23 protein-coding genes and 1 pseudogene are annotated in these 23,495 nt (G+C 29.7%); 22 read left to right on the top strand and 2 right to left on the bottom strand.

What is annotated here, in order from left to right; all coding sequences use genetic code 11:
- Positions 1-61: 61 nt before the first annotated feature.
- From DIC82_13570 to DIC82_13580, 3 genes are all read left to right on the top strand, one after another.
- Positions 62-973: an ABC transporter substrate-binding protein gene (locus DIC82_13570; GenBank protein ID AWK51975.1), complete on the top strand. Its 912-nt coding sequence runs from the start codon at positions 62-64 to the stop codon at positions 971-973.
- A 72-nt stretch (positions 974-1,045) separates the two neighbouring features.
- A complete protein-coding gene (gene btuC, locus DIC82_13575; GenBank protein ID AWK51976.1) occupies positions 1,046-2,122 on the top strand; it encodes an ABC transporter permease in 1,077 nt (358 codons plus the stop codon).
- Between the two features lie 8 nt (positions 2,123-2,130).
- On the top strand, positions 2,131-2,886 hold the full coding sequence (locus DIC82_13580; GenBank protein ID AWK51977.1) for an ABC transporter ATP-binding protein: 756 nt from the start codon (positions 2,131-2,133) through the stop codon (positions 2,884-2,886).
- Positions 2,887-2,947: 61 nt separating this feature from the next.
- Here DIC82_13580 and DIC82_13585 read toward each other — a convergent pair whose 3' ends face one another.
- A complete protein-coding gene (locus DIC82_13585; GenBank protein ID AWK51978.1) occupies positions 2,948-3,154 on the bottom strand; it encodes an acid-soluble spore protein in 207 nt (68 codons plus the stop codon).
- Positions 3,155-3,304: 150 nt separating this feature from the next.
- On the opposite strand from DIC82_13585, the gene DIC82_13590 reads away from it, so the two are divergent.
- The 10 genes and pseudogenes from DIC82_13590 to DIC82_13635 all read left to right on the top strand — a co-directional run bounded on the left by DIC82_13590 (position 3,305) and on the right by DIC82_13635 (position 13,681).
- Entirely contained in the window at positions 3,305-3,760 is a 456-nt protein-coding gene (locus DIC82_13590) for a hypothetical protein (protein ID AWK51979.1), read from the top strand.
- A 313-nt stretch (positions 3,761-4,073) separates the two neighbouring features.
- Positions 4,074-5,171, top strand: a complete 1,098-nt coding sequence (locus tag DIC82_13595) for a PrsW family intramembrane metalloprotease (protein ID AWK51980.1) — start codon at positions 4,074-4,076, stop codon at positions 5,169-5,171.
- Between the two features lie 183 nt (positions 5,172-5,354).
- Positions 5,355-5,654: a rhodanese-like domain-containing protein gene (locus tag DIC82_13600; protein ID AWK51981.1), complete on the top strand. Its 300-nt coding sequence runs from the start codon at positions 5,355-5,357 to the stop codon at positions 5,652-5,654.
- A 270-nt stretch (positions 5,655-5,924) separates the two neighbouring features.
- Positions 5,925-6,333: pseudogene (locus tag DIC82_13605) on the top strand (pyridine nucleotide-disulfide oxidoreductase).
- 504 nt (positions 6,334-6,837) lie between these two features.
- Entirely contained in the window at positions 6,838-8,673 is a 1,836-nt protein-coding gene (locus DIC82_13610) for a glutamate synthase (GenBank protein AWK51982.1), read from the top strand.
- On the top strand, positions 8,667-10,427 hold the full coding sequence (locus tag DIC82_13615) for a hydrogenase (protein ID AWK51983.1): 1,761 nt from the start codon (positions 8,667-8,669) through the stop codon (positions 10,425-10,427). Before DIC82_13610 ends, DIC82_13615 begins: the two co-directional genes overlap by 7 nt.
- 164 nt (positions 10,428-10,591) lie before the next feature.
- Complete coding sequence (locus DIC82_13620) at positions 10,592-10,813, top strand: ferrous iron transport protein A (GenBank protein ID AWK51984.1); 222 nt, start codon at positions 10,592-10,594, stop codon at positions 10,811-10,813.
- A 94-nt stretch (positions 10,814-10,907) separates the two neighbouring features.
- Positions 10,908-12,674, top strand: a complete 1,767-nt coding sequence (gene feoB / locus DIC82_13625) for a ferrous iron transport protein B (GenBank protein AWK51985.1) — start codon at positions 10,908-10,910, stop codon at positions 12,672-12,674.
- Between the two features lie 80 nt (positions 12,675-12,754).
- Positions 12,755-12,910 (top strand): FeoB-associated Cys-rich membrane protein, encoded by a 156-nt coding sequence (locus tag DIC82_13630; GenBank protein AWK53092.1) that lies wholly within the window; start codon positions 12,755-12,757, stop codon positions 12,908-12,910.
- A 249-nt stretch (positions 12,911-13,159) separates the two neighbouring features.
- On the top strand, positions 13,160-13,681 hold the full coding sequence (locus DIC82_13635) for a metal-dependent hydrolase (protein AWK51986.1): 522 nt from the start codon (positions 13,160-13,162) through the stop codon (positions 13,679-13,681).
- Between the two features lie 111 nt (positions 13,682-13,792).
- Here DIC82_13635 and DIC82_13640 read toward each other — a convergent pair whose 3' ends face one another.
- Positions 13,793-14,590, bottom strand: coding sequence for a DUF1189 domain-containing protein (locus tag DIC82_13640; protein ID AWK51987.1), 798 nt, complete (start codon positions 14,588-14,590; stop codon positions 13,793-13,795).
- 549 nt (positions 14,591-15,139) lie between these two features.
- Here DIC82_13640 and DIC82_13645 point away from each other — a divergent pair.
- From DIC82_13645 to DIC82_13685, 9 genes are all read left to right on the top strand, one after another.
- Positions 15,140-15,568, top strand: a complete 429-nt coding sequence (locus DIC82_13645; protein AWK51988.1) for a 6-carboxytetrahydropterin synthase QueD — start codon at positions 15,140-15,142, stop codon at positions 15,566-15,568.
- A 14-nt stretch (positions 15,569-15,582) separates the two neighbouring features.
- Positions 15,583-16,251 (top strand): putative 7-carboxy-7-deazaguanine synthase QueE, encoded by a 669-nt coding sequence (locus DIC82_13650; protein ID AWK51989.1) that lies wholly within the window; start codon positions 15,583-15,585, stop codon positions 16,249-16,251.
- 57 nt (positions 16,252-16,308) lie between these two features.
- Positions 16,309-16,902: a GTP cyclohydrolase I FolE gene (gene folE / locus DIC82_13655; protein ID AWK51990.1), complete on the top strand. Its 594-nt coding sequence runs from the start codon at positions 16,309-16,311 to the stop codon at positions 16,900-16,902.
- A gap of 43 nt (positions 16,903-16,945) precedes the next feature.
- A complete protein-coding gene (queC, locus tag DIC82_13660) occupies positions 16,946-17,605 on the top strand; it encodes a 7-cyano-7-deazaguanine synthase QueC (protein ID AWK51991.1) in 660 nt (219 codons plus the stop codon).
- Positions 17,606-17,768: 163 nt separating this feature from the next.
- Positions 17,769-18,272: an NADPH-dependent 7-cyano-7-deazaguanine reductase QueF gene (locus tag DIC82_13665; protein AWK51992.1), complete on the top strand. Its 504-nt coding sequence runs from the start codon at positions 17,769-17,771 to the stop codon at positions 18,270-18,272.
- Between the two features lie 138 nt (positions 18,273-18,410).
- The gene (locus tag DIC82_13670) at positions 18,411-19,628 is read left to right on the top strand and encodes an aminoacetone oxidase family FAD-binding enzyme (GenBank protein ID AWK51993.1); all 1,218 of its coding nucleotides are present in this window, start codon (positions 18,411-18,413) and stop codon (positions 19,626-19,628) included.
- Positions 19,629-19,745: 117 nt separating this feature from the next.
- Positions 19,746-20,399: a (d)CMP kinase gene (locus DIC82_13675; protein AWK51994.1), complete on the top strand. Its 654-nt coding sequence runs from the start codon at positions 19,746-19,748 to the stop codon at positions 20,397-20,399.
- Between the two features lie 48 nt (positions 20,400-20,447).
- A complete protein-coding gene (locus DIC82_13680; GenBank protein AWK51995.1) occupies positions 20,448-22,352 on the top strand; it encodes a bifunctional 4-hydroxy-3-methylbut-2-enyl diphosphate reductase/30S ribosomal protein S1 in 1,905 nt (634 codons plus the stop codon).
- Between the two features lie 340 nt (positions 22,353-22,692).
- The gene (locus tag DIC82_13685; protein AWK51996.1) at positions 22,693-23,304 is read left to right on the top strand and encodes a DNA mismatch repair protein MutT; all 612 of its coding nucleotides are present in this window, start codon (positions 22,693-22,695) and stop codon (positions 23,302-23,304) included.
- The last annotated feature ends 191 nt before the right edge of the window (positions 23,305-23,495 follow it).

The following is a 23,495-nucleotide window of genomic DNA, read 5'->3' on the forward strand; positions in this document are numbered from 1 at the left end:
CAAAAGGGTATGCCTTTGTTTAATTTGCCCTTAAATCTAAAAATAATTTTAGGAGGACATTATGAAATTTAGAAACAAACTTTTATCGTTAGTTTTCATATTTACACTGATTATGACTATGTTAATTGGATGCACAGAAAAAACTGCAGCAATGACAGATAGAGCAGGTAATCAATTTAAATTACCTAAAAAATTAAATACAATAATATCTACGGCACCGTCAAATACAGAAATATTAGTTGAGCTCGGACTTGCAGATAAACTAGTTGCAATAGATAAGTACTCAATAGGCATTGAGGGTGTACCTAAAGACTTACCTAAAATTGATTTTAGAAATCCAGATGCTGAAACTCTTGTTGGTTTAAAGCCAGATATAATAATAGCTTCAGGTCATAATAAATCAGGAAATCAAGATCCATTTGCAGCTGTAAAAGAAGCTGGAATAGAGGTTGTGTACATACCAGTTAGCTCTAGTATAGAAGGTATTTATGAAGATATAAATTTTATGGCTGAAATTACAGGTACTGATAAAAAAGGTACAGAAATAGTAGATAATATGAAAAATGAACTAAATACTATTAAAAAAATAGGAGAGACAATCACTGATAAAAAAAGTGTTTATTTTGAAATAGGATCGACTCCATCTTTATATAGCTTTGGAAATAGTACTTTTTTAAATGAAATGATAGAACTAATTGGCGCAAAAAATATATTATCAAATGAAAATTCATGGATATCACCAAGTGAGGAATCTATATTAAAAGCTAATCCAGATGTGATAATTACTAGTGAACCAACAGAAAATATTGTTGAAGCTATTAAAACTCGTGATGGGTGGAAAGATATTACTGCGGTTAAGGAAAATAATATATTTGTTATTGATAAAGACTCGTCATCTAGACCATCTCAAAACATATTAAAAGCACTTAAAGAAATGGCTAAAGCAATTTATCCAGAAAAATATACACATTAATAAAAGTGCGAAGCACAACCAAGAACAATTTGTTATAGAAGTTACATACTGAAAAAAGAGGGTATAAATAAGATGTACAATTATAAAGAAACACCACAAACTACATATAACAATAAAAATGAACCAAGAATTAATCAAAATAATAAAGCAATTTTATTATTAATTTTGCTAACATTTTTAATTTTATGCATTGGAACCTCTATTGGAGGTGCTAATACCAGTATTAAAGATATTTTATCTATAATTGTATATAAAATATTTGGAATTCCACTATCTAAAGGTATTTATAATAATGATGTAGCAATAATTTGGAATTTGAGATTACCAAGAGTTTTATTAGCATTTATAGTAGGAGGTTCACTATCGGTAAGCGGTGCTGTAGTTCAATCTGTACTTAAAAATCCATTAGCATCCCCATATACTTTAGGAGTATCTTCAGGTGCCTCTCTTGGAATTGGATTACTTATAGTATCTGGATTTTCAATACCATTTATCGGGAAACTAACAATGCCCATAGTAGGATTTTTGTGTGGAATTGTAACTGTATTTTCTATTGTGAAATTTGCATCTATAGTTGATAAGGGCATGTCAAATACAACTATAATTTTATCTGGAATGGTGTTTTCTTTGTTTTTCAATGCAATTCTCACAACTATAACAGCATTATATAGTGAGGATATAAAAAGCATAGTACTTTGGCAAATGGGATCTTTTTCTATGAAAGGATGGTCATATGTAAAAATAGGAACACCATTTTTTATAATGGGAATTACAGGAGTTATATTTTACTGTAGGGAAATGGATATATTATCTTTTGGAGAAGAACAAGCAAAATCGGTTGGTGTAGATACACGCAGAATAAAGAGAAATTTGCTTGTTTTTTCAGCAATATTAACAGGGAGTGCAGTAGCATTAAGTGGAACGATTGGCTTTGTGGATTTAATTATTCCTCACCTTGTACGAAGAATGTTTGGTGCAAAACATAGGATTGTAATTCCAACTTGCATAATTTTTGGAGGATGCTTTATGGTGATTACTGATTTAGTTGCAAGAACTATAATAGTACCATCAGAACTACCCGTTGGAGCGATAACAGCACTAATTGGAGCTCCATTCTTTGCATACATATATTTTAAAAAATCGAAGTAGGTGATTTTATGTTAGAGCTTAAAAATGTAAGCTGTGGGTATGATAAGGTAGATGTTGTAAGAGATATCACATTTAAAGCTAAAAGAGGAGAAATACTTTGTATAGTTGGTCCAAATGGATGTGGCAAAAGTACACTTTTGAAAGCTATAGGTAAGCTCATTGAATATAGTGGAAATATATTATTAGACTCTATTAATATAGAAAATTTAAATAGAAAAGAGTTAGCCAAAAATATTGCATTAATGACTCAAACAAACAATATATATTTTCCATATACTGTGTATGAAACCGTATCTTTAGGCAGGTATGCTTATTTAAAAGGAGTTTTATCTTCTTTAAGCAAAGATGATAGAAATATTGTAATTGAAGCTATAAAAAGTGTTGGTCTTTTTGAATTAAAGGATAAGCTAATAAGTGAATTATCTGGTGGACAGCTACAAAGGGTATTCCTAGCAAGAGCCTTTGCTCAAAATCCTGAGGTTATTTTACTAGATGAACCTACAAATCATTTAGATTTAAAATGCCAAGTTGAAATATTAGAATATTTGAGTTGCTGGGCAAAAGAGAATAATAAAATTGTAATAGGTGTATTGCATGATTTAAATTTAGTTAATTTATTTAGTGAAAAGATTGTAATGCTCAGTGAGGGAGAAATCATTGGAAAAGGAACACCTAAAGAAGTATTTTCAGAAGAAGATCTAGAGAAAGTTTATAATATAAATGTAAAAAGTTTTATGATTAAGGCATTAAAGAAATGGAAATAAAATAAGAAAAAAATCATACTAAATTTAGTGTGATTTTTTCTTATTTTATAACGTGACAAAATTATTTATCAATTAAATTCTTTTCAAATGTTTCTACCATCTTTTTAGTCATTAACCCACCAATTGAGCCACCAACATGCCCATTTAACCTTGCGGTTTTATTTCCCTCATAGCTATTGTTAAATTCTATGCCAATATCATTTGCAAATTCATTTTTCAACTTTTCAAGTTCTTTTTTTGATTCTGGAACTAAAGGTCTTCTACTCATACATTAACACCTCCAATCAGTATTAGTTTTATTAGTTTGTGTAAAAATATACTTAGTAAATTATTAAAAACAAGTATATTTGAGAATATTAATTGATGAATAGTGAAAAAATACTTTTAAACTAATCAACTAAAGAAGGAGATATATTTTATGAAGATAGAAAGTTACTTTAGTGGAATTAAAGCTGCAAATGAAGCAGTAGAAGCATTAAAAAAAGTAGGCATAAACGATGCAGTAGTAGATATAAATGATCATTACACAGGTATCAATAATCCAGGAACTAATTTACCAACTACTGCCAGCAGTACAAATAGTCTAGCAAGTTATGTACTTACAAGTGATGATCCATTAGGTGATCCAATGCTTGGACCATTGGCTGCTGCAAGTCCCATGGTAAGTGGTATGGGTGGATTTGAAGAAATTGCAGATATAAACTATAAGGTTATTGTAAATGCGGATACTAAAAATGAAGAAAAGGCGAAGCAAGTTATTACAAAAATGGGTGGAGATTTAAATGATCCTAATTTCAAAATGCCAAAAGGTTTAGAAAACATATCCATGGATGATTTAGTTAGTAATATGATAAATAGTATGTATAGGACATAGTTTTAGTTGAACTATTTCTAAATAAATATATTTTAGCAGATGAAAATAAAAGGAGATGATCTCATAAGTGTTTAGATAGAGATAGACAATTATGAGATTATCTTCTTTTGCAATATTTACATAGTTAGAGGTTATTTTTATTTTGAAATAATTTTTTTAATAAAATTAGGCATGTTTTTATAATGTAATCCGAGCAGATAATAAAAAAGTTGAATTTTATTATTAGGGACTGGGTTAGCAAATGGAAAATTTGAATTACAAAGAGATAATTGGGTAAAAATAGTTAAATAGAAAAATAAGGAGGAGTAATAATATGGAGGAAAATATAAAGAACTGTCCCAATTGTAGAGAAAAAGTTTTGAACAATTCAAAATTTTGTAGTTCATGTGGTTTTAATTTGTGTGATAGTCAAAATTACGCTGAAACAGATAAAGGAACTAAGAATGGAGTAAGTGACCAAGTAGATTTAAGATTAATGGATTTAATAATTAATGTATTTAAGAAACATACTTTAGAGGAAAGGGAAAATACTTTTATTTGTGGAACCGCAAAAACAGCACCAATAGAGGGAGATATTTGTTCTAAATGGCCTAAGCCTTGGTTATACTCAAGAGTATTTTTCTTATTTGCAATCACTTTTCTTGGATTGGTAGTTTTATTAAGAATTTTTCGAAATATATTAGCATATCCAGGAATTATATTTATAGGTGCCTTAGCAGTTCCATTTTCATTACTTGTTTTTTTTTGGGAATTAAATGCCCCAAGAAATATTAACATTTTCGATGTAATTAAAATATTCTTTTTTGGAGGTGTATCTTCTTTACTTTTAACAATGATATTTAGCCGTATAATTGTTGTGGGAGACGTAGATTATTATGGTGCAATTATGATAGGAGTTATTGAAGAATCTGCAAAGTTTGTTGTGGTTGCATATTTTCTAAGGGGAAGTAAGAGAAAGTTTATTTTAAACGGGCTTCTACTTGGAGCAGCAGTTGGAGCAGGATTTGCAGTATTTGAAACTGCTGGATATGAATTTGCTTATGGATTACAAATACCAATAATGATGAGAATAATATATACTAGAGGTGTTTTAGCATTTGGAGGTCATATTGTTTGGGCAGCTATGTCTGGCGCAGCATTGGTAATGGTAAAAGAAGATGATAGATTAGAAATGAAACATATTATTAATATCAAATTTATTAAATATTTTATTATTACAATTGGATTGCATGCAATTTGGGATATGCCTATAAGCACTAGTCAATTTCCTTTTATTCAAATAATACTTACAATAGCTGCATGGATTATTGTGATAATATTTATTAGTGCAGGTTTAAAGCAAATTTCAAGTTTAAACTATGGTGCAAAAAAAATTAGAGAAAAAACAATAGTAAAACAAACTATAAGATGAGATGTTTTAAGATAAATAAATATGAAAGCAAATTATTTAATTTAATAAAAAATTTGTTTTTTTATTAAATATGTGTGACCAAATCACATATGTTTGTAAAATATAAGTATATAATAAAGTTAAGAAACGGAGTAAATGCATAATTACGGCGAAATATTAATATAAATTTAGGAGGAGATAAAAATGTTTGGATTTTCAAAAGGAAATGATGGAAAAGTTATTAATATAAATGATATTGATAATTTAATTGGAAAAGTTGAATTAATTGATATTAGGGAAGATTATGAATATAAAGGTGGAAGCATAAAGAGTTCAAAAAATATCCCAATGGGTGAACTTTTAAATGAACCAGATAAGTATTACATAATGTGTCAATCTGGTGGAAGAAGCGCAAGAGCATGCAGTAGTCTTACAAGTGAAGGCTTTAAGGTTATTAATGTTTCTGGTGGAATGGGATCATATGTAGGAACACAAAGAAAGTAACTTGTTTTTATATCAAAAAAATATATAAATTTATCATAGAACAAATATAAGTTTGAATGTGAATTCTTATGAGGCATATCCAAAAAATAATAAATTAGTGTTTCTGATTAAATTATTGGTGGGAGGAAATATTATGAAAAAGAAGATATTAATAGTGGGCGGAGTTGCTGGAGGTGCGTCAGCGGCTGCTAGACTTAGAAGAAATAGTGAAGAAGATGAAATAATAATGTTTGAAAAAGGGCCACATGTGTCTTTTTCAAATTGTTCACTAAAGGATATATAGGTTCCTCATCTATAAAAGTCTTTAATTATAATAGAGCAGCAACTGGTTTAAATGAAGCACTTATAGATGTTCTTAATATGAAGATTAATTACGATATAGTACGTGTAATACTTACAGATAAAGTAGGAATTATGCCTAATTCCTCTCCTGTACATTTAAAATTATTATATGAAGTGCCAACGGGAAAGAACAAACGAAATTCCAAAAGATAAACCAGTGTATATTCATTGCAGAACTGATCAAAGAAGTTATAATGTTGTTTTAGCACTTCAAAATTTAGGTTTTAATAATGTTTATAATATAACAGGAAGCTTTTTAGAATTATCATTTTATGAATATTTTAATGATAAAACTCAGAATAGGGAAAGTATAGTTACAGAATATAATTTTAGATAAATTTAATATAAAGAAAAAAGTCACTCAAGAAATTTAAATTTTTGAGTGATTTTTAGTGCGTAATAAGAGTAGGCATATTCTTCTGAAAAAGAAAAAAATGATTGATGATGAAATTTATAGTATACAGTATGTACATTCCTTACGTAAGAGAACCAAGAAAAATTTTAATGAAAAAATCTTATATTTTTAAGAGGTCCGTAGAATCTATACAATATATAGATTTGATGAATTAACTTAATCTCTGAAAGTAGATGATTAATATATAATAGATTTGACATTGAATTTTGGGAATTTTCTGAAAACGGTGTATAATAATAATTAGAACATTTAGTAATCTTCTAAAATGCATTAATTATCTAATACTAAAGAATAACACTACTCTAGACGAGGTTCCATTTGTGGAATAGGTGAAATTAAATTCAGTTAGAGTGTAAAAAACTTCACTAAAAAAGTTTCAATTTTATTATTTGGTAAGCATGAGAATTCATGCAGAGAGGAGCAAAAATGAGTAGACTTGATATTACAACACCCAATAGAGCACAAACTGTAGTAGAAGGACTTTATAAAGATTTAGAGCGTAGAATAATTGCCAGCCCTCCGGGACTATGTCCAGTTGATATGGCAGCTTCCTTTTTAAAACTGTGCCATGCACAAACTTGTGGAAAATGTGTTCCATGCAGAGTTGGACTAGCACAATTAGAAAATTTGCTTAATGATGTTCTAGATGGTAACGCAACACTAGATACAATTGATTTAATTGAAAAGACAGCAAGAGTAATTTCAAATTCTGCTGATTGTGCAATTGGATACGAAGCAGCTAATATGGTACTAAAAGGTGTTATAGGTTTTAAAAATGATTATGTGGAACATATTATAAATGACAGATGTATTTGTAATTTGGATCAACCAGTTCCGTGTGTTGCATTGTGTCCTGCTGGAGTAGATATTCCAGGTTATATTGCACTAATATCTGAAGGAAGAAATGCTGATGCAGTTCGCCTTATTAGAAAGGACAATCCCTTCCCAACTACTTGTGCGCTTATTTGCGAACATCCTTGTGAGGCTAGATGTAGACGTAATATGATAGATGATTCAGTAAATATTCGTGGTCTTAAGCGTTATGCTGTTGATCATGCAGGAAAAGTTCCAGTGCCAGTCTGTGCTCAGTCTACAGGTAAGAATGTTGCCGTAGTTGGTGGAGGTCCTGGAGGATTAAGTGCAGCATATTTCCTTTCTCTTATGGGTCATCACGTTGTAATTTATGAAGAACGTTCTAAATTAGGGGGTATGCTTCGCTATGGAATTCCTAGTTATCGTCTCCCAAGAGAACGATTAGATGAAGATATTGAAGCTATTATTTCTACTGGTGTGGAAATAAAGACAGGTATTACTATTGGTAGGGATGTTTCGTTGATAGATGTTAAAAATAAATATGATGCACTTTATATTGCTATTGGTGCTCATATTGACAAAAAAATAGGTATTAAGGGAGAGGAAAGTAAAGGTGTCATTTCAGCAGTAGAGATGTTACGGGCTATTGGTGATAATACCCCCCCTGATTTTACTGGAAAAACTGTTATAGTAATTGGTGGCGGAAATGTTGCAATGGACGTTACAAGATCTTCAATGCGACTTGGTGCAAAAAAAGTATGTAATGTATATAGGCGTAGAAAAGTTGATATGACAGCATTGCCTGATGAAGTAGAAGGTGCTATTGCTGAAGGCTGTGAAATATTAACACTTCAAGCACCAGTAAGAATTGAAAATGATAAGGATGGCAAAGTTAATGCACTCTGGATAAAGCCTCAAATAATCGGGAAAATTGATGCTGTTGGACGCCCTTCAATAGTAGATTCAGAAGAAGAAGAGAAGAAAATTCCTTGTGATGTGCTCATTATAGCAATTGGACAAGGCATAGAATCTCGACACTTTGCTGAATATGGTGTGCCTGTTAAAAGAGGTGTAATTGAAGCATTGAGTTCAAGTGGCATTGAAAATAGTCCTGGAATATTTGCAGGTGGTGATTGCGTAACTGGTCCTGCAACTGTTATTCGCGCAATTGCAGCAGGTAAAGTAGCTGCTGCAAATATTGATAATTATTTAGGATATAATCATATTATTAGTACGGATGTCGAAATTCCAACTGCAAGATTAGATGATAGACCAGCTTGTGGAAGAGTTAATATGATAGAGCGAGATGCTATGGAGCGTAAAGAGGATTTTGAACTTATAGAATGTGGAATGACATGTGCAGAGGCACTTCAAGAATCATCAAGATGTCTAAGATGTGATCACTTTGGCTATGGAGTATTTAAGGGAGGGAGGATAAAAAAATGGTAAATTTAAAAATCGACAATATTAAAGTAGATGTTAAAGACGGTACTACCATTTTAGATGCAGCAGCATTTGCCGGTATTCCTATCCCAAGTCTTTGCTATTTGCGAGGAATAAATGAAATAGGTGCATGTCGTGTGTGTGTTGTTGAAGTAAAAGGAAAAGATAAATTGCTTCCTGCTTGTAATAACATGGTAGAAGATGGCATGGAGGTATTTACCAATAGCCCTAGAGTTCGTGAAACTCGCAGAACCAATGTTGAACTTATTCTTTCTCAACACGACTGTAATTGCGCATTCTGTGTAAGAAGTGGTAATTGTAATCTGCAAAAGATTGCTAATGATCTAGGTATAATAAAATTAAATTACGATAAAAATGTTGAGCCATATATATGGAATGAAAGCTTTCCATTAATACGTGATGCTGGAAAATGTATTAAGTGTATGCGTTGCATTCAAGTTTGTGATAAAATACAAAGTCTTAATATTTGGGATGTTGCAAATACTGGTTCTAGAACAACAGTAGATGTTTCATATAATAGAAAAATTAAAAATTCTGATTGTTCTTTATGTGGACAATGTATTACTCACTGCCCTGTAGGGGCGCTTCGAGAAAGAGATGATACTGAAAAGGCTTTTGCAGCACTTGCAAATCCAGATAAGATTACAGTAGTACAAATAGCACCTGCTGTTAGAGCCGCCTGGGGAGAATCTCTTGGACTTTCACGTGAGGAGGCTACTGTAGAACGTCTTGTTGCAGCATTACGGAGAATGGGTTTTAACTATATTTTTGATACAAATTTTAGTGCAGATCTTACTATTATGGAAGAGGGAAGTGAGTTTTTAGAAAAACTAAAAAACAGAGAAAACAACGTATTTCCAATGTTTACATCGTGTTGTCCAGGTTGGGTACGTTTCTTAAAATCACAATATCCTGATATGGTAAGTCAGCTTTCAACAGCAAAATCACCACAGCAGATGTTTGGTGCAGTAGCAAAGAGTTATTATGCTAAGCTTTTAAATGTAGATCCATCAAATATTTATTGTATTTCAATTATGCCGTGTATTGCTAAAAAGCATGAAAGTGAAATTCCTATAATGAATGATGCAGGGGCAGGCCCAGACGTTGATTTAGTTCTTACAACACGTGAAGTTGATAGGATGATAAGAGCAGAACATATTATTCCTAAAGATTTAAAAGGAGAAGCATTTGATATCCCTCTTGGTGTTGGTTCAGGTGCAGGCGTGATTTTTGGGGCTACAGGTGGAGTTATGGAAGCAGCTCTTAGATCAGCTTATTTCTTGGTTACAGGTGAAAATCCAGATCCAGATGCATTTGAAGAAATAAGAGGCATGGATGGCTGGAAAGAAAAAACTTTTGAAATCACAGGAATACCTATTAAAGTTGCAATAGTAAGTGGGCTTGGAAATACTAGAAAGTTAATTAAAGCAATAAGACGAGGAAAGGTTAAATATGATTTTGTAGAAGTCATGGCTTGTCCTGGTGGATGCTCAGGTGGTGGTGGACAACCAATTTCAGATGGCTTAGAACTAGCGAAGGTGCGTGGAGAGAACTTATATGATCTTGATAAAAAGTCTACACTAAGATTTTCTCATGAAAATCCTTCTGTTATAAAACTTTATGCTGATTATATGGAAAAACCACTATCACATAAAGCCTATAAATTGCTTCATACTGAACACAGTGCATGGAACATGCCTCTTTCTCCAAGAAGAGAAATGGATGATGAAGAAGAATAGCATAATAAAAAATGTGATCAGAGGATAGAAACACAAAAATAAATATTATATTTTTAGGTACCAAAAAAATGATGTTTAAAAGACATCATTTTTTTCTTGCAAAATCCACCCAATAATGATATTCTTAATTATATGATAAGTATTTTCAATTAGGAGGTGTAATTATGAGTATTTGTAATTTAAAACAAGGAGAACGAGGAATAATTTCATCTATTAAAGGAGATTCAAAATTAATAAAGCGATTATTTGCATTAGGATGCATTGAGGGGACGGAAGTCGAACTTAGAAGAACAGCCCCACTTGGAGATCCAATAATCATAAATTTTAGAGGATTCGATTTGGCTATTAGAAAAAATGATGCCAAGTATATATTATTAGAAAAATAAGTGAATAAAAATCTAATTTAATAAGATATAAATACAACGTATGAAAAATTAACTAAAGCGAGAATTATTAGCCGGATAGGGGAGACTTAAATTTATGATAAATGTAGCTTTACTTGGTAATCCTAACGTAGGAAAAACCACATTATATAACGCCCTTACTGGGTCAAATCAATATGTTGGTAATTGGCCAGGTGTAACTGTAGATAAAAAAGAAGGCTTTATTTCTGACAATGTTAAAATTGTAGATTTACCAGGAATATATGCTATGGATACTTTCTCAAATGAAGAAAAGGTATCTAAAAAGTTTTTACAAGACGGAGATGTAGATCTAATATTAAATATTGTAGATGCATCAAATCTTAATAGAAATTTATACCTTACAACTCAACTTAAAAAATTTAATAAACCAATAATATTAGCTTTAAATATGATTGACGTTTCTGACAGAAAAGGAATAGTTATAGATTATGAGAGATTATCTAAAGAATTAAATGTAGAAGTTATTCCTATTGTTGCAGGCAAAAATAAAGGTATTGATACAATTGAAGAGAGGCTAAAAAAAGGAGATTTTTATACAGCTTCAGATGCAGAAAAATACAACTTTTCTTCTGAAAAAGAAGCCTATGAATTTATTGAAGATTTATTGAAGATATGTGTTACAACACAGACTAAAAATGAGCCGACTATAACTGAGAAAATTGATAAATGGGTATTACATCCAATACTTGCATATCCAATTTTTATATTGTTAATGGCTTTAATGTTTGAATTAACATTTTCTTGGGTTGGACAACCCCTTTCAGACTTATTAGATGGATTTTTAAATGATACCTTAATACCAAATGTAGGGAATCTACTTGCATCAACATCACCTTGGTTTAATTCTCTTATTGTTAATGGGATTATTTCTGGAGTTGGAGGAATAATAGTATTATTACCAATAATTTTAGTATTGTTTATATGTATAACTATATTAGAAGATAGTGGATACATGGCACGGGTAGCCTTTATGATGGACAAGTTAATGAGAAAGATGGGCCTTTCAGGTAAAGCATTTATACCGATGATAATAGGCTTTGGATGTACAGTTCCTGCAATAATGACTGCTAGAACTCTAGAAAGTGAAAAAGATAGGAAACTTACAGCACTACTTGTACCGTTTATGTCTTGTAATGCAAGATTACCTGTTTATACGGTTTTTGCAGCAGTATTTTTTGAAACACATAGAGGACTTATTGTATCATCACTATATTTACTTGGAATAATGGTTGCATTTTTGCTAGGAATATTATTTAAAAATACATATTTTAAAAAAGATGAAGAACCTTTTATAATTGAAATTCCTGAATACAAAAGGCCAAAGCTTTCTTCAATATATAAACAAACAAAAGATAAAGCCATGAGCTTTTTAAAGAAAGCTGCAACTATTATATTTGCAATGAGTGTCGTAGTGTGGTTTTTATCAAACTTTAATACTCACGGAATGGTAAATGAAGTTAACGATAGTATATTAGCATCTATTGGTAATATAATTGCTCCATTATTTGCACCACTCGGTTTTGGTAATTGGCAATCAGCAGTATCACTTCTTTCTGGCCTACTTGCTAAAGAATCAGTGTTAGCATCAATGCAAGTAATTTTTGCTGGAGATCTATCAGTTATTTTACCAGATCATTTCACAACTATTTCTGCGTATGCTTTCTTAGTATTCATATTACTTTATACTCCATGTATATCTGTAATTGGAACTATGAAAAAAGAATATGGAACAAAGTTAACTTTATTTTCAATATTTTTTCAATTAGTAATTGCATGGATTGCTGCATTCTTAGTATTTAATATAGGTAGCTTAATATTCTAATCATTAATTTAAGTACAAATAACTCGATTTTTAGTATTTGCCTTAAAAATTCAATATTATAGGTAGGTGAAGCTTAAATGATAGAAATAATAATTACAACTCTAATAGTATTTTTTGCTGGATTTATAATAGTTAAGTCTTTAAAAAATTCTTCAAAAGGAAAATGCAATTGTGGATGTAATGGTTGCAAATCTGAAAAAATGTGTTCTGATAAGAATCATATTAAGATACAATAACATTTAAACAAAAAGATTATTAGATATTAAAATTATTAAATATTTATAATTTTAGAATTTGTTTATGAAATAAAGATTAAAGTAAACTCCACTAAAAACACAGTTTTTAGTGGAGTTTTTTTCAATAATATATATATTCAAATATAATAATAGTAAGGAAAACGATACCTATTGATATCTGATAAATATATAGTATAATACAATGAAGAAATTCATACGAAAGATAAAATAAAAATAGGAGTACATAAGATGAATTACAAAACACATATAAATGGAGGAATATTAGTAGGATTATATGTAAATTTACAAACAACAAATCTACCTATATTATATAAAGGAATACTTTTAGGTGGTGCACTTGTTGGAAGTATATTTCCTGATATTGATCATAAAAATAGCTATATTGGACATAAAACTAAAACCGTATCTAAAGTAATCAATAAGCTTGCAGGACATAGAAAATTTTTTCATGCACCACTTATTTACTTACTTTTATACTCAATAAGTCTTGGCATGGTTACCGATAAATTACTTGTAGTTGGTATAAAAGGATTATTTATAGGAGCATTATCCCATTTAATTTTAGATAGTTTCACTATTGGGGGATTACCTTGGTTTTATCCTTTAAGTAAGAAGAAATTTTCTTTAAGCAATGTAAAAACAAATAGTAAGGTAGAAGATGTATTATGCGGAGTTTTAACTTGCATAAACGTAATTATAGTGCTTGATGTACTTCATATTACTTCAGTATTCACATTTACTCAGAAATAGAAAACAAGATAACCAGAAAATAAATTTTAAATATACTAAAAGAGAGTAGCACTTATTTATAAAGTACTACTCTCTCATTAATTAACGTCTAGCCAAATAATAAATTTAAGTTTATTTCATAATATTTAAAGTTGATTTATCAATATTTTTTATTTTTTTAATAGCTAATCCACAGTAAATTAAAGAAATTACATAGAAAATACCGAAGAATTCAGGGAAAGCTATTCCTGATATATCTAATAAAGATTCTAGTAACAGTGGTAGAGTCATTGCATAAAAGCTTAAAGTACACGCTTTGGAATAATTCAATTTAACACCTATCATAGAACTAATAGATAAACATAATGGACCTAATACTAAAAATCCTGAAATTAAATTCAATAAGAATGCAAGTAAAGGATTAAAAAATAGTAGTATTAGTGGAAAAGCAATTTTTAAAATAGACATAGTATCAAGTATAGTTTCGTTTGTTAAATTTAATTCATTGAAATTTGAAAGTTTTAGAGTTTGTAGTGTATTATAATTCTGTCTAATAATAAGTTCATCTGAATTTATATAGATACACTCACTATAATAATCTAAAATTGATTTATCCGTTTTGCCAGTAGTATCAACAACAAGTTGTTGCCCATCATGTTTATAGTAAATAGGCTCATCTGAATCAATAGAAAATACACCATTTTTGAGCTCAAAGTTTGGCGCACTATGTATAAATGTTGATTGTATACTAGATATTTCAGAATTAAATTTATCTATTGTATTTAGATTGGATAAAGTAGAAAATATCAAAGTGACTAGGAAAATATATAGAATTGATTTCCTAAGTCCTTGGACTAAAAATTCTTTATAGGCTGCAAAATCGAAAAAACTATATGCAAATTTATGCCTAAATCTCATTTGGATATTCAAAGAAAGACCTCCTCAGTGTCAATATATAATTATTTGATTCATGTTAATTATAACACATTGAGTTAGAATACGACAGAAGGATTGCATATTTAAATGAAATATGTTATTATTACCAGTATCAATTTAATAATGGACAGTTCGTTAGACCATCCTGTCCTTAAACAAAACTAGGCAATTTAATTTTAAATTATTTAAGAATTTAAAGTTAATTTTGTTGTGCTAGTTTTAGTTATACCAAAATTAACTTTTTTTGCGTATAAAAATATACACATATAAATAAAGCGCGCAGCGCAACCAAGAACTTTTCGCATATATAAAAAAGTGCGAAGCGCATATACAAGCTTTTCACATATGAAAAAGTATGAAGCGTAACCAGGAACTTATTAATCACATATATGAGTAATTCACATATTGGAAAAGTGAGATGTACAATCAAATATTTATAATAAAAAACAATATAAACTGTCAATTAAAATGTGGGGCAGTCACTTTTGTTCTGTCCAACAAAGTAAAAATAGACTATTATAGTAATTATGTAAGGAGAAGAATATGTTTAAAATAAAAAGCGAAGTACAATTTGATATGGCACATTATCTGAGTGGATATAAAGGAAAATGTTCTAATATTCATGGACACAGATATAGGTTAATTGCAAAAATAAAAGCAGAAACTTTACATACAGAAGGACAGCTTAGAGGAATGGTTGATGATTTTTCAAATTTTAAATATACTTTAAAAGAAATTGCAAATATTTTTGATCATAAGTTAATTATAGAAGATAATAAAGAAGGAAAAGCTTTAGCAAAGAAATTAGAAGAACTTCCAAATAATTTTGATATATATTTTGTAAATTATAGGCCGACTGCTGAGGAGATGTCGAGAGATATTTTTAATAGATTAAAAATTAATGGATTGCCAGTATGTGAAGTGGAACTATTTGAAACACCTAATAATAGTTGCATATATACAGAAGACTAATTGGAGGATTATAGATGTTTAATATAGTAGAAAAATTTTTATCAATAGATGGAGAAGGTCCTAGTTCAGGTGAACTTGCAACTTTTATAAGGTTTCAAGGTTGTAATTTAAGATGTTCTTGGTGTGATACTACTTATTCCTGGGAAAAAGAAAGTACATGTGAAGTGTTAAATGCTAAAGAAATTTATAGTTACATAAAAGAAAATAAAGCAACGAATGTTACTTTGACAGGTGGAGAACCATTAATTCAAGAAAATATAGACGAACTTTTAGAACTTTTAGATAGTGATGACAATTTACAGATTCATATAGAAACTAATGGATCTGTAGATATAGAACCATTTAAGAAAAAATATACACATAGTAATCTTCATTACATAGTTGATTTTAAGTTACCAAGTAGCAATATGACTAATAAGATGAATTTGAGTAATTTAAATATTGTGGAACCTAATGATGTTTATAAATTTGTTTTAGGAAGTAATGAAGATTTACAAATTGCTTATGATGTAATAAAGAAATATAATCTAACTTCTAAATGCTTAGTTTATTTAAGTCCTGTCTCGGGAACTATAAATATGGAAGAAATTGTAGAATTCATGAAAGATAAAAATTTAAACAAAGTTAGATTACAAATACAACTACATAAAGTTATTTGGGATAAGAACGCAAGAGGTGTTTAAGAAATATTATTAGATTTTAGAGTTAGAAGCGGCTTAAAAATGTTAGGAGGATTGGATATGTCAAAGAAGATAGATACTAAAAAGATAGAAGAATGTATAAGAGAAATTTTAATTGCACTAGGTGATGACCCAAATAGAGAAGGATTGTTAGATACACCTAAAAGAGTCTCTAAAATGTATGAAGAAGTTTTTGAAGGAATGACTCTTTCAAATGAAGAAATTGCAAAAATGTTTGGGACTACATTTGAAAATGAAGAATTTATGTCTGAAGCCCATAAAAATATGGTTGTTGTTAGAGATATACCAATTCATAGTTACTGTGAACATCATTTAGCACTTATGTACAATATGAAAGTTACAGTTGTATATATACCAAAGGAAAAAATAATAGGACTTAGTAAAATTTCAAGAATAGCAGATATGGTAGGAAGAAGACTTCAACTTCAAGAGAGAATTGGTAGTGATATTGCAGAAATAGTTTCTATGGTTACTGGAAGTAGTGATGTTGGTGTTCTTATTACTGGAGAACATGGATGTATGACTTCAAGAGGTATAAAAAAACCTGGAACACTTACGACAACAACCACTTTTTCTGGAGAATTTCAAGAAAATGATATGTTAAGACAAGAAGCTTTATTAATCATGAAGTAATTAATTCAGTTAAGAATTAAAAAAATCATTGGAGGATTTAGATATGAATAAAAAAGCAGTAGTAGTATTTAGTGGTGGTCAGGATTCCACTACATGTTTATTTTGGGCACTTAAAGAATTTGATGAGGTTATAGCAGTTACCTTTGATTATAACCAAAAACATAGACAAGAAATAGACTGTGCAACTGATATAGCTAAGGAATTAGGTGTAGAACACCATATATTAGATATGGCCTTACTTAATCAATTAGCACCTAATGCACTTACAAGAGATGATATAGAAATTGAAGTTGGAGAAAATGGAGCACCTCCGTCAACATTTGTAGAGGGAAGAAACATGTTGTTTTTAACTTTTGCAGGAGTACTAGCTAAGGTTAAAGGTGCAAAACATATTGTAACAGGAGTATGTGAAACAGACTTCAGTGGATACCCTGATTGTAGAGACATATTTATAAAATCTCTTAATGTTACTTTAAACTTAGCTATGGATTATGACTTTGTAGTTCACACTCCATTAATGTGGATAGATAAAGAACAAACATGGAAAATGGCAGATAACTTTGGAAAATTAGATTACATAAGAGAAAAGACTTTAACTTGTTACAATGGAATAATTGGAGATGGCTGTGGCGAATGTCCAGCTTGTAAACTTAGAAAAAGAGGATTGGAAAAGTATTTGTGCACAAAGAGGAATGATCAATGATCGTAGTTTATTATCTAAATTTGAATAATCAGAACGAAGATGTCTATGAACACTTTAGCTTTTTTCAAATCCCTTCAGGCATTCGTTTCTTAATTGATAATTGAAAATTACCATTAAACTCTAGTCACAAATTTTACATAATGTATTTTAAAGGAGAAAAACAATGAGCGAAAGTGGAAGAAAGTCAAAAGAACTTGAAGGAATTACATTACTTGGAAATCAAGGAACTAAGTATGATTATGGATATACTCCTGACGTATTAGAAGTTTTTGATAATAAGCATCCTGATAATGATTATTTTGTTAAATTTAACTGTCCAGAATTTACTAGTCTTTGTCCAATTACAGGTCAACCTGACTTTGCTACAATTTATATAAGTTACATTCCAAATATAAAAATGGTAGAGAGCAAATCTTTAAAGTTATATTTATTTAGCTTTAGAAATCATGGGGATTTCCATGAAGATTGTATGAATATAATAATGAAAGATTTAATAAAACTTATGGATCCAAAATATATAGAAGTATGGGGAAAGTTCACCCCAAGAGGTGGAATAAGCATAGATCCATATTGTAACTATGGAATGAAGAACTCAAAGTTCGAAGAAATGGCAAATTACAGAATGATGAATCATGACATGTATCCGGAAAAAGTAGATAATAGATAATGATATAGCTAAATGGCTTGGATATAGTGTTTAAAATATATTCAAGCTATTTTTATATCTAATACATGTATGATATAATTTATTAAATACATCTACTTATTAATAAAGTAGATAACAGATTGGAGCTGATTTTAAAAATTGAGTAAAGTTATTGTTATTGGCGCAGGTCCGGCAGGTATGATGGCGGCTCTGCAAGCAACAAAAAAACATGAGGTAATATTATTAGATGGTAATGAAAGAATTGGAAAGAAACTTTTTATTACTGGTAAGGGAAGATGTAATGTTACTAATGCAAAGGAAATATCTGAGTTTTTTGAGTACATACCAGGTAACCCACATTTTTTATATAGTTCATTATATAGTTTCACTAATGATGATACTATGAATTTTTTTGAAGGTGAAGGAATTAAACTAAAGGTTGAAAGGGGAGATAGAGTTTTCCCTGAATCTGATAAATCTTCAGATATAATACGAGGTTTATCAAATGCCCTAAGTAGAACTAAAGTAAAAATAAGATTAAATTCTAAAGTTACTGATATTAAATTTAAAGATAAAAAAATAATAGCTCTTGAAATAAATAAGGATGAAATCCTAAGTGGTGATTATTTTATTATAGCAACTGGTGGAGCAACATATCCTCTTACTGGTTCAAGGGGTGAAGGTCAAAAATTTGCCAATATGCTAGGTCATAATATAATTCCGTTAACTCCTGCACTTGTTCCAATTGAAGTTAAAGATGCAAAAACAAAAGAACTTATGGGCTTATCTTTAAAAAATGTAGAAGTAACAATTAAAGAAAATGATAAAAAAGTTGTTTATAAGAATTTTGGTGAAATGTTGTTTACGCATTTTGGAGTTTCAGGACCACTTATATTAAGCGGGAGTAGGTTTATAAAAAAAGGTAAAAACTATAGATTGCATATAGATTTAAAACCTGCATTGAATATAGGTGAATTAGATAAACGGATTCAAAAAGATTTTAGCAAGTACTTAAATAAGGATTTTAAAAATTCTTTAGATGAGTTATTGCCACAAAAGTTAATTCCAATGATTATTGAAATGTCGGGAATTTCAGAAACTAAAAAGGTAAATGAAATAACAAAAGAAGAAAGAAAAACTTTAGTTAACTTAATTAAAAGTTTAACATTTGATATTAAGGGCTTAAGACCAATAGACGAAGGTATCGTGACAGCGGGTGGAGTAGATATAAAAGAAATTGATCCTTCTACCATGAAGTCTAGAATAATAGATAATCTTTCATTTGCAGGAGAGGTAATGGACGTTGATGCCTTTACAGGAGGCTATAATGTACAAATTGCATTTTCAACAGGATTTATAGCTGGAAGCAATATTTAATAAAGTACACGAACGAAAAGACTATTTAATAATTATACTCTTGTTTGAATTTATAAAAAATTATATAATTTTAATATAAGCCATAAGTTCATGGGGCTAAGAAATGAGGAGAAAATTTTGAGGATTTCAGTAGCAATAGATGGACCTGCAGGAGCAGGTAAAAGTACTATAGCAAAATTGGTTGGAGAAAAATATGACCTTATGTACATAAATACAGGGGCAATGTATAGAGCAGTAGCGCTTCAAGCTACAGAAAATAATTTATCACCAGAAAAAATTAATGAGATTTGTGATCTAATATGTAATATGGAAATGCATTTCGAAAATGATGATTTAATTTTAAATGGCGAAAATATTCAAGAAAAAATAACCATGCCTAATATAAGCAGTATTGTATCTGGCTATGCGAGTATTCCTGAAGTTAGATCTATACTTGTAAAACTTCAAAGAGATATGTCGAGTAAGTTTGATGTTATTATGGATGGTAGAGATATCGGAACTGTTGTTCTTAAAGATGCAAAATTTAAATTTTTCTTAACAGCGAGTCCAGAAGAAAGGGCTAAAAGAAGGTTTAAAGAATTGCAAGAAAGAAATTTAGAATGCTCATATGATCAAATATTAAAAGATATCATAGATAGAGACTACAAAGATACTCATAGAGCCACAGATCCATTAAGAAAGGCAGCTGACGCCATTGAAATCGATACTACTTCTTTAGATATTAATGGAGTAGTAAATACAATTAATGAGCATATAGAAAAATTTAAATAAGGCATAATTACTTGTTATTTTTTGAATATGTTTAGCAAGGAGATAATAATGAGTGAAGTTATTTTAGCAAAAAATGCAGGGTTTTGTTTTGGGGTTCAAAGAGCTGTGAACGAAGCTCTTAAAATTCAAAGAGAGAATAACACAAAAATTTATACTTTAGGACCTCTAATTCATAATAATGATGTTGTGAAATTTTTAGAAGAAAACAATATATTTTCTATAGAATTAAAAGATATAGATATATTAAACAAGGGTGACGTTATAGTTATACGATCTCATGGCGTTTCTGAAGAAGTTTTAAATATACTTGAAAAAAAGCAATTAACAGTTTTAAATGCAACATGTCCTTTTGTAACTAATATTCAAAAGAAGGTTAAGAAATATTCAAAAGAAGGTTATCATATAATAATATTAGGAGATGAAACTCACCCGGAGGTTAGAGGAATTAATGGCTGGTGTGAAGATAAGGCGATTATCACTAAAGATGGTACTTTTGAAAATGGAATACCACAAAAGGTATGTGTGGTAGCACAAACAACTGAAAAGATGAAAAATTGGGAAAATACATTGAAGAATTTGAGCTCTGTAAAAGAAGTGTTAGCTTTTAATACAATTTGTTCAGCTACTGAGGCTAGACAAAGAAGTACTAATAAAATATCTAAAGAAGCAGATTCTATGATAGTTATTGGTGGAAAAAATAGTTCAAATACTACAAAGTTATATGAAATTGCTAAGGAAAATTGCATTAATACAATTCATATAGAAAATATTTCAGAACTGCCAGTTGATTTTATTAATAGAAAAGATATGAAAAAAATAGGAGTTACTGCTGGTGCATCTACACCAGATTGGATTATTAAGGAGGTACTTGATATTATGAATACAGAAAATAATAATTTTGAAGATCAATTATCATTAATGGACGAACTAGATAAAAGGTTTGCTATTGGTGATGAAGTAGAAGGAGAAATACTTTCAAAAACAAGAGATTCTATTTTAGTTTCACTTGTAGGATATAAAGCTGATGGAATAATTCCTCATGCAGAATTATCTGCTAAAGAAGATCCAATAACATTTTCAGAAAAACTTAATATAGGAGATTCTATTAAAGCTAAGGTTATAAAATTACAAAATAGCGATGGATATGTAGTTTTATCAAGATTAGAATATGAAAAAAAAGAAGCATTTAAAGAACTTGAAGAGCTTTTCACTGAAGGAAAGACTTTTGAGATAAATATTAAAGGTGCTACTGAAAAAGGTTTAATTGCAGATTATAAAGGTGTTAGAGTTTTTATACCAGGCTCACAAATTGATATTAAATTCACTAATGATAAAAGTGGTTTTGTTGGGAAAAATATAGAAGTGAAATTAATAGATTTCTCTTTAAAAAATCCAGTGAGAATTGTAGCATCAAGAAGAATATTATTAGAAGAAGTTAAAAACGTAGAAGATGCAAAGGCATGGGAAAGCTTTAACCTTGGAGATGTTGTAAAAGGTCAGGTAAAGAGATTTACAAGTTTTGGTGCTTTTATTGAGATTAATGGTATAGATGGATTATTACATTTATCACAAATTTCATGGAATCATGTTAAAAATGCAGGAGATATATTAAAAGAAGGCCAAACTATTGATGTCAAAATTATAGGTCTAGATAAGGAAGCGAAAAAACTTTCCTTAAGTATAAAAGAACTTACGGCTAAACCTTGGGATAATGCTAAGGAAAAATATCCAGAAGAATCTATAGTTCTTGGAACTGTAGTGCGACTTAATGATTTTGGTGCTTTTATTGAATTAGAGCCGGGCGTTGATGGATTGGTTCATATTTCAAAGATATCACATAATAGAATAGAACACCCATCAGAAGTTTTAAAAGTTGGAGACGAAATTAAAGCAAAAATTTTAAGTGTAGATGAAGAAAATAAAAGAATAAGCTTGAGTATAAAAGATATCTAATGAACCACCGAAATAAAGGGTACTCTGTTGTTGCGGTTACTGGAGAATTAGTCTGTGAATTTCTAACATCAAAAGTTGCACCATTTCTGCATGTTCCTGAGGCAAGCTCAGGACAAACAAAAATGGAACAACTTCTAATTAAGAAATGCCTGCAACCTGATTCTCTATTGTAACACTAAACAAAAGAATACCCTTTATTTCTAGTTTTAGAGATTTTTTATATAATGCATAAAATATAAATTTGAAGTATAATTTTACTAGAAATAAATACGATTTAAGATTTAGATCAAATAAATTTTTATTTACTAATTTCAATATATGTTAGGAGGAATACAGATATATGAAACAAAATAAAGTCACTAGATTAAATGCTTTGGTAGAAACTAAGTATTTAAGTTTATATGAAGCAGAGTATGAAAATAAAGTTGGAAACATGAGAACATGGACGATAGCATCTAGAAAGGACAATGATACTCTTCAAAAGCAATTCTTTGAAAATAAAGAAGATGCTACTGATGGCGTAATAATTGCTGCATATCATAAAGATGAAAAGAAGCTTGTTATAATAAAACAATTTAGAATTCCACTTAATGATTATGTGTATGAATTAACAGCAGGTCTTATTGATCCAGGTGAAGATATTAAGAGAACAATAGGAAGAGAATTAATGGAGGAAACAGGACTTAAAATAATAGATGTCATAAAAAATAGAGGAACTGATAAAGTATATGTTTCAGCAGGTATGACAGATGAATCTTTGGCTTTGGTATATTGCACTTGTGAAGGCGAAATAAGTGGTGAATATCTTGAAGATGATGAATGTATCGAGGCAATGTTAGTATCTCAAGAAGAAGCTAAAGAACTTATACAAAGCAATGATAAGTTTGATATAAAATGTTTTCTAGTTCTTCAAAGCTTTGCATTAATTGGAGAAAAGTTATTTGAACAATAATTCTATATTAAACAATAAACTAGCATAATAAGAATATTATGTTAGTTTATTTTAATTATAAAATAAATTAAATTAATATAAGGTGATAAACAATCATAAAGGCATATTCTGAATATTACTAATTCATGAGTGAATTTGTTATAAAATATAGCAAGGAAATAAATGATGTAATATACATTAGAATAGATACT

It is taken from the genome of Clostridium beijerinckii (assembly GCA_003129525.1).
Lineage (GTDB): Bacteria > Bacillota > Clostridia > Clostridiales > Clostridiaceae > Clostridium > Clostridium beijerinckii_D.

Bases quoted from the DNA above. Each gene is read 5' to 3' on its own strand.
- queC (AWK51991.1), top strand. From the start codon at position 16,946: ATGAATAAAAAAGCAGTAGTAGTATTTAGTGGTGGTCAGGATTCCACT.
- btuC (AWK51976.1), top strand. From the start codon at position 1,046: ATGTACAATTATAAAGAAACACCACAAACTACATATAACAATAAAAAT.
- feoB (AWK51985.1), top strand. From the start codon at position 10,908: ATGATAAATGTAGCTTTACTTGGTAATCCTAACGTAGGAAAAACCACA.
- DIC82_13635 (AWK51986.1), top strand. From the start codon at position 13,160: ATGAATTACAAAACACATATAAATGGAGGAATATTAGTAGGATTATAT.
- DIC82_13665 (AWK51992.1), top strand. From the start codon at position 17,769: ATGAGCGAAAGTGGAAGAAAGTCAAAAGAACTTGAAGGAATTACATTA.
- DIC82_13585 (AWK51978.1), bottom strand. From the start codon at position 3,154: ATGAGTAGAAGACCTTTAGTTCCAGAATCAAAAAAAGAACTTGAAAAG.
- DIC82_13580 (AWK51977.1), top strand. From the start codon at position 2,131: ATGTTAGAGCTTAAAAATGTAAGCTGTGGGTATGATAAGGTAGATGTT.
- DIC82_13615 (AWK51983.1), top strand. From the start codon at position 8,667: ATGGTAAATTTAAAAATCGACAATATTAAAGTAGATGTTAAAGACGGT.
- DIC82_13595 (AWK51980.1), top strand. From the start codon at position 4,074: ATGGAGGAAAATATAAAGAACTGTCCCAATTGTAGAGAAAAAGTTTTG.
- DIC82_13645 (AWK51988.1), top strand. From the start codon at position 15,140: ATGTTTAAAATAAAAAGCGAAGTACAATTTGATATGGCACATTATCTG.
- DIC82_13680 (AWK51995.1), top strand. From the start codon at position 20,448: ATGAGTGAAGTTATTTTAGCAAAAAATGCAGGGTTTTGTTTTGGGGTT.
- DIC82_13570 (AWK51975.1), top strand. From the start codon at position 62: ATGAAATTTAGAAACAAACTTTTATCGTTAGTTTTCATATTTACACTG.
- DIC82_13620 (AWK51984.1), top strand. From the start codon at position 10,592: ATGAGTATTTGTAATTTAAAACAAGGAGAACGAGGAATAATTTCATCT.
- DIC82_13590 (AWK51979.1), top strand. From the start codon at position 3,305: ATGAAGATAGAAAGTTACTTTAGTGGAATTAAAGCTGCAAATGAAGCA.
- DIC82_13650 (AWK51989.1), top strand. From the start codon at position 15,583: ATGTTTAATATAGTAGAAAAATTTTTATCAATAGATGGAGAAGGTCCT.
- folE (AWK51990.1), top strand. From the start codon at position 16,309: ATGTCAAAGAAGATAGATACTAAAAAGATAGAAGAATGTATAAGAGAA.
- DIC82_13685 (AWK51996.1), top strand. From the start codon at position 22,693: ATGAAACAAAATAAAGTCACTAGATTAAATGCTTTGGTAGAAACTAAG.
- DIC82_13610 (AWK51982.1), top strand. From the start codon at position 6,838: ATGAGTAGACTTGATATTACAACACCCAATAGAGCACAAACTGTAGTA.
- DIC82_13600 (AWK51981.1), top strand. From the start codon at position 5,355: ATGTTTGGATTTTCAAAAGGAAATGATGGAAAAGTTATTAATATAAAT.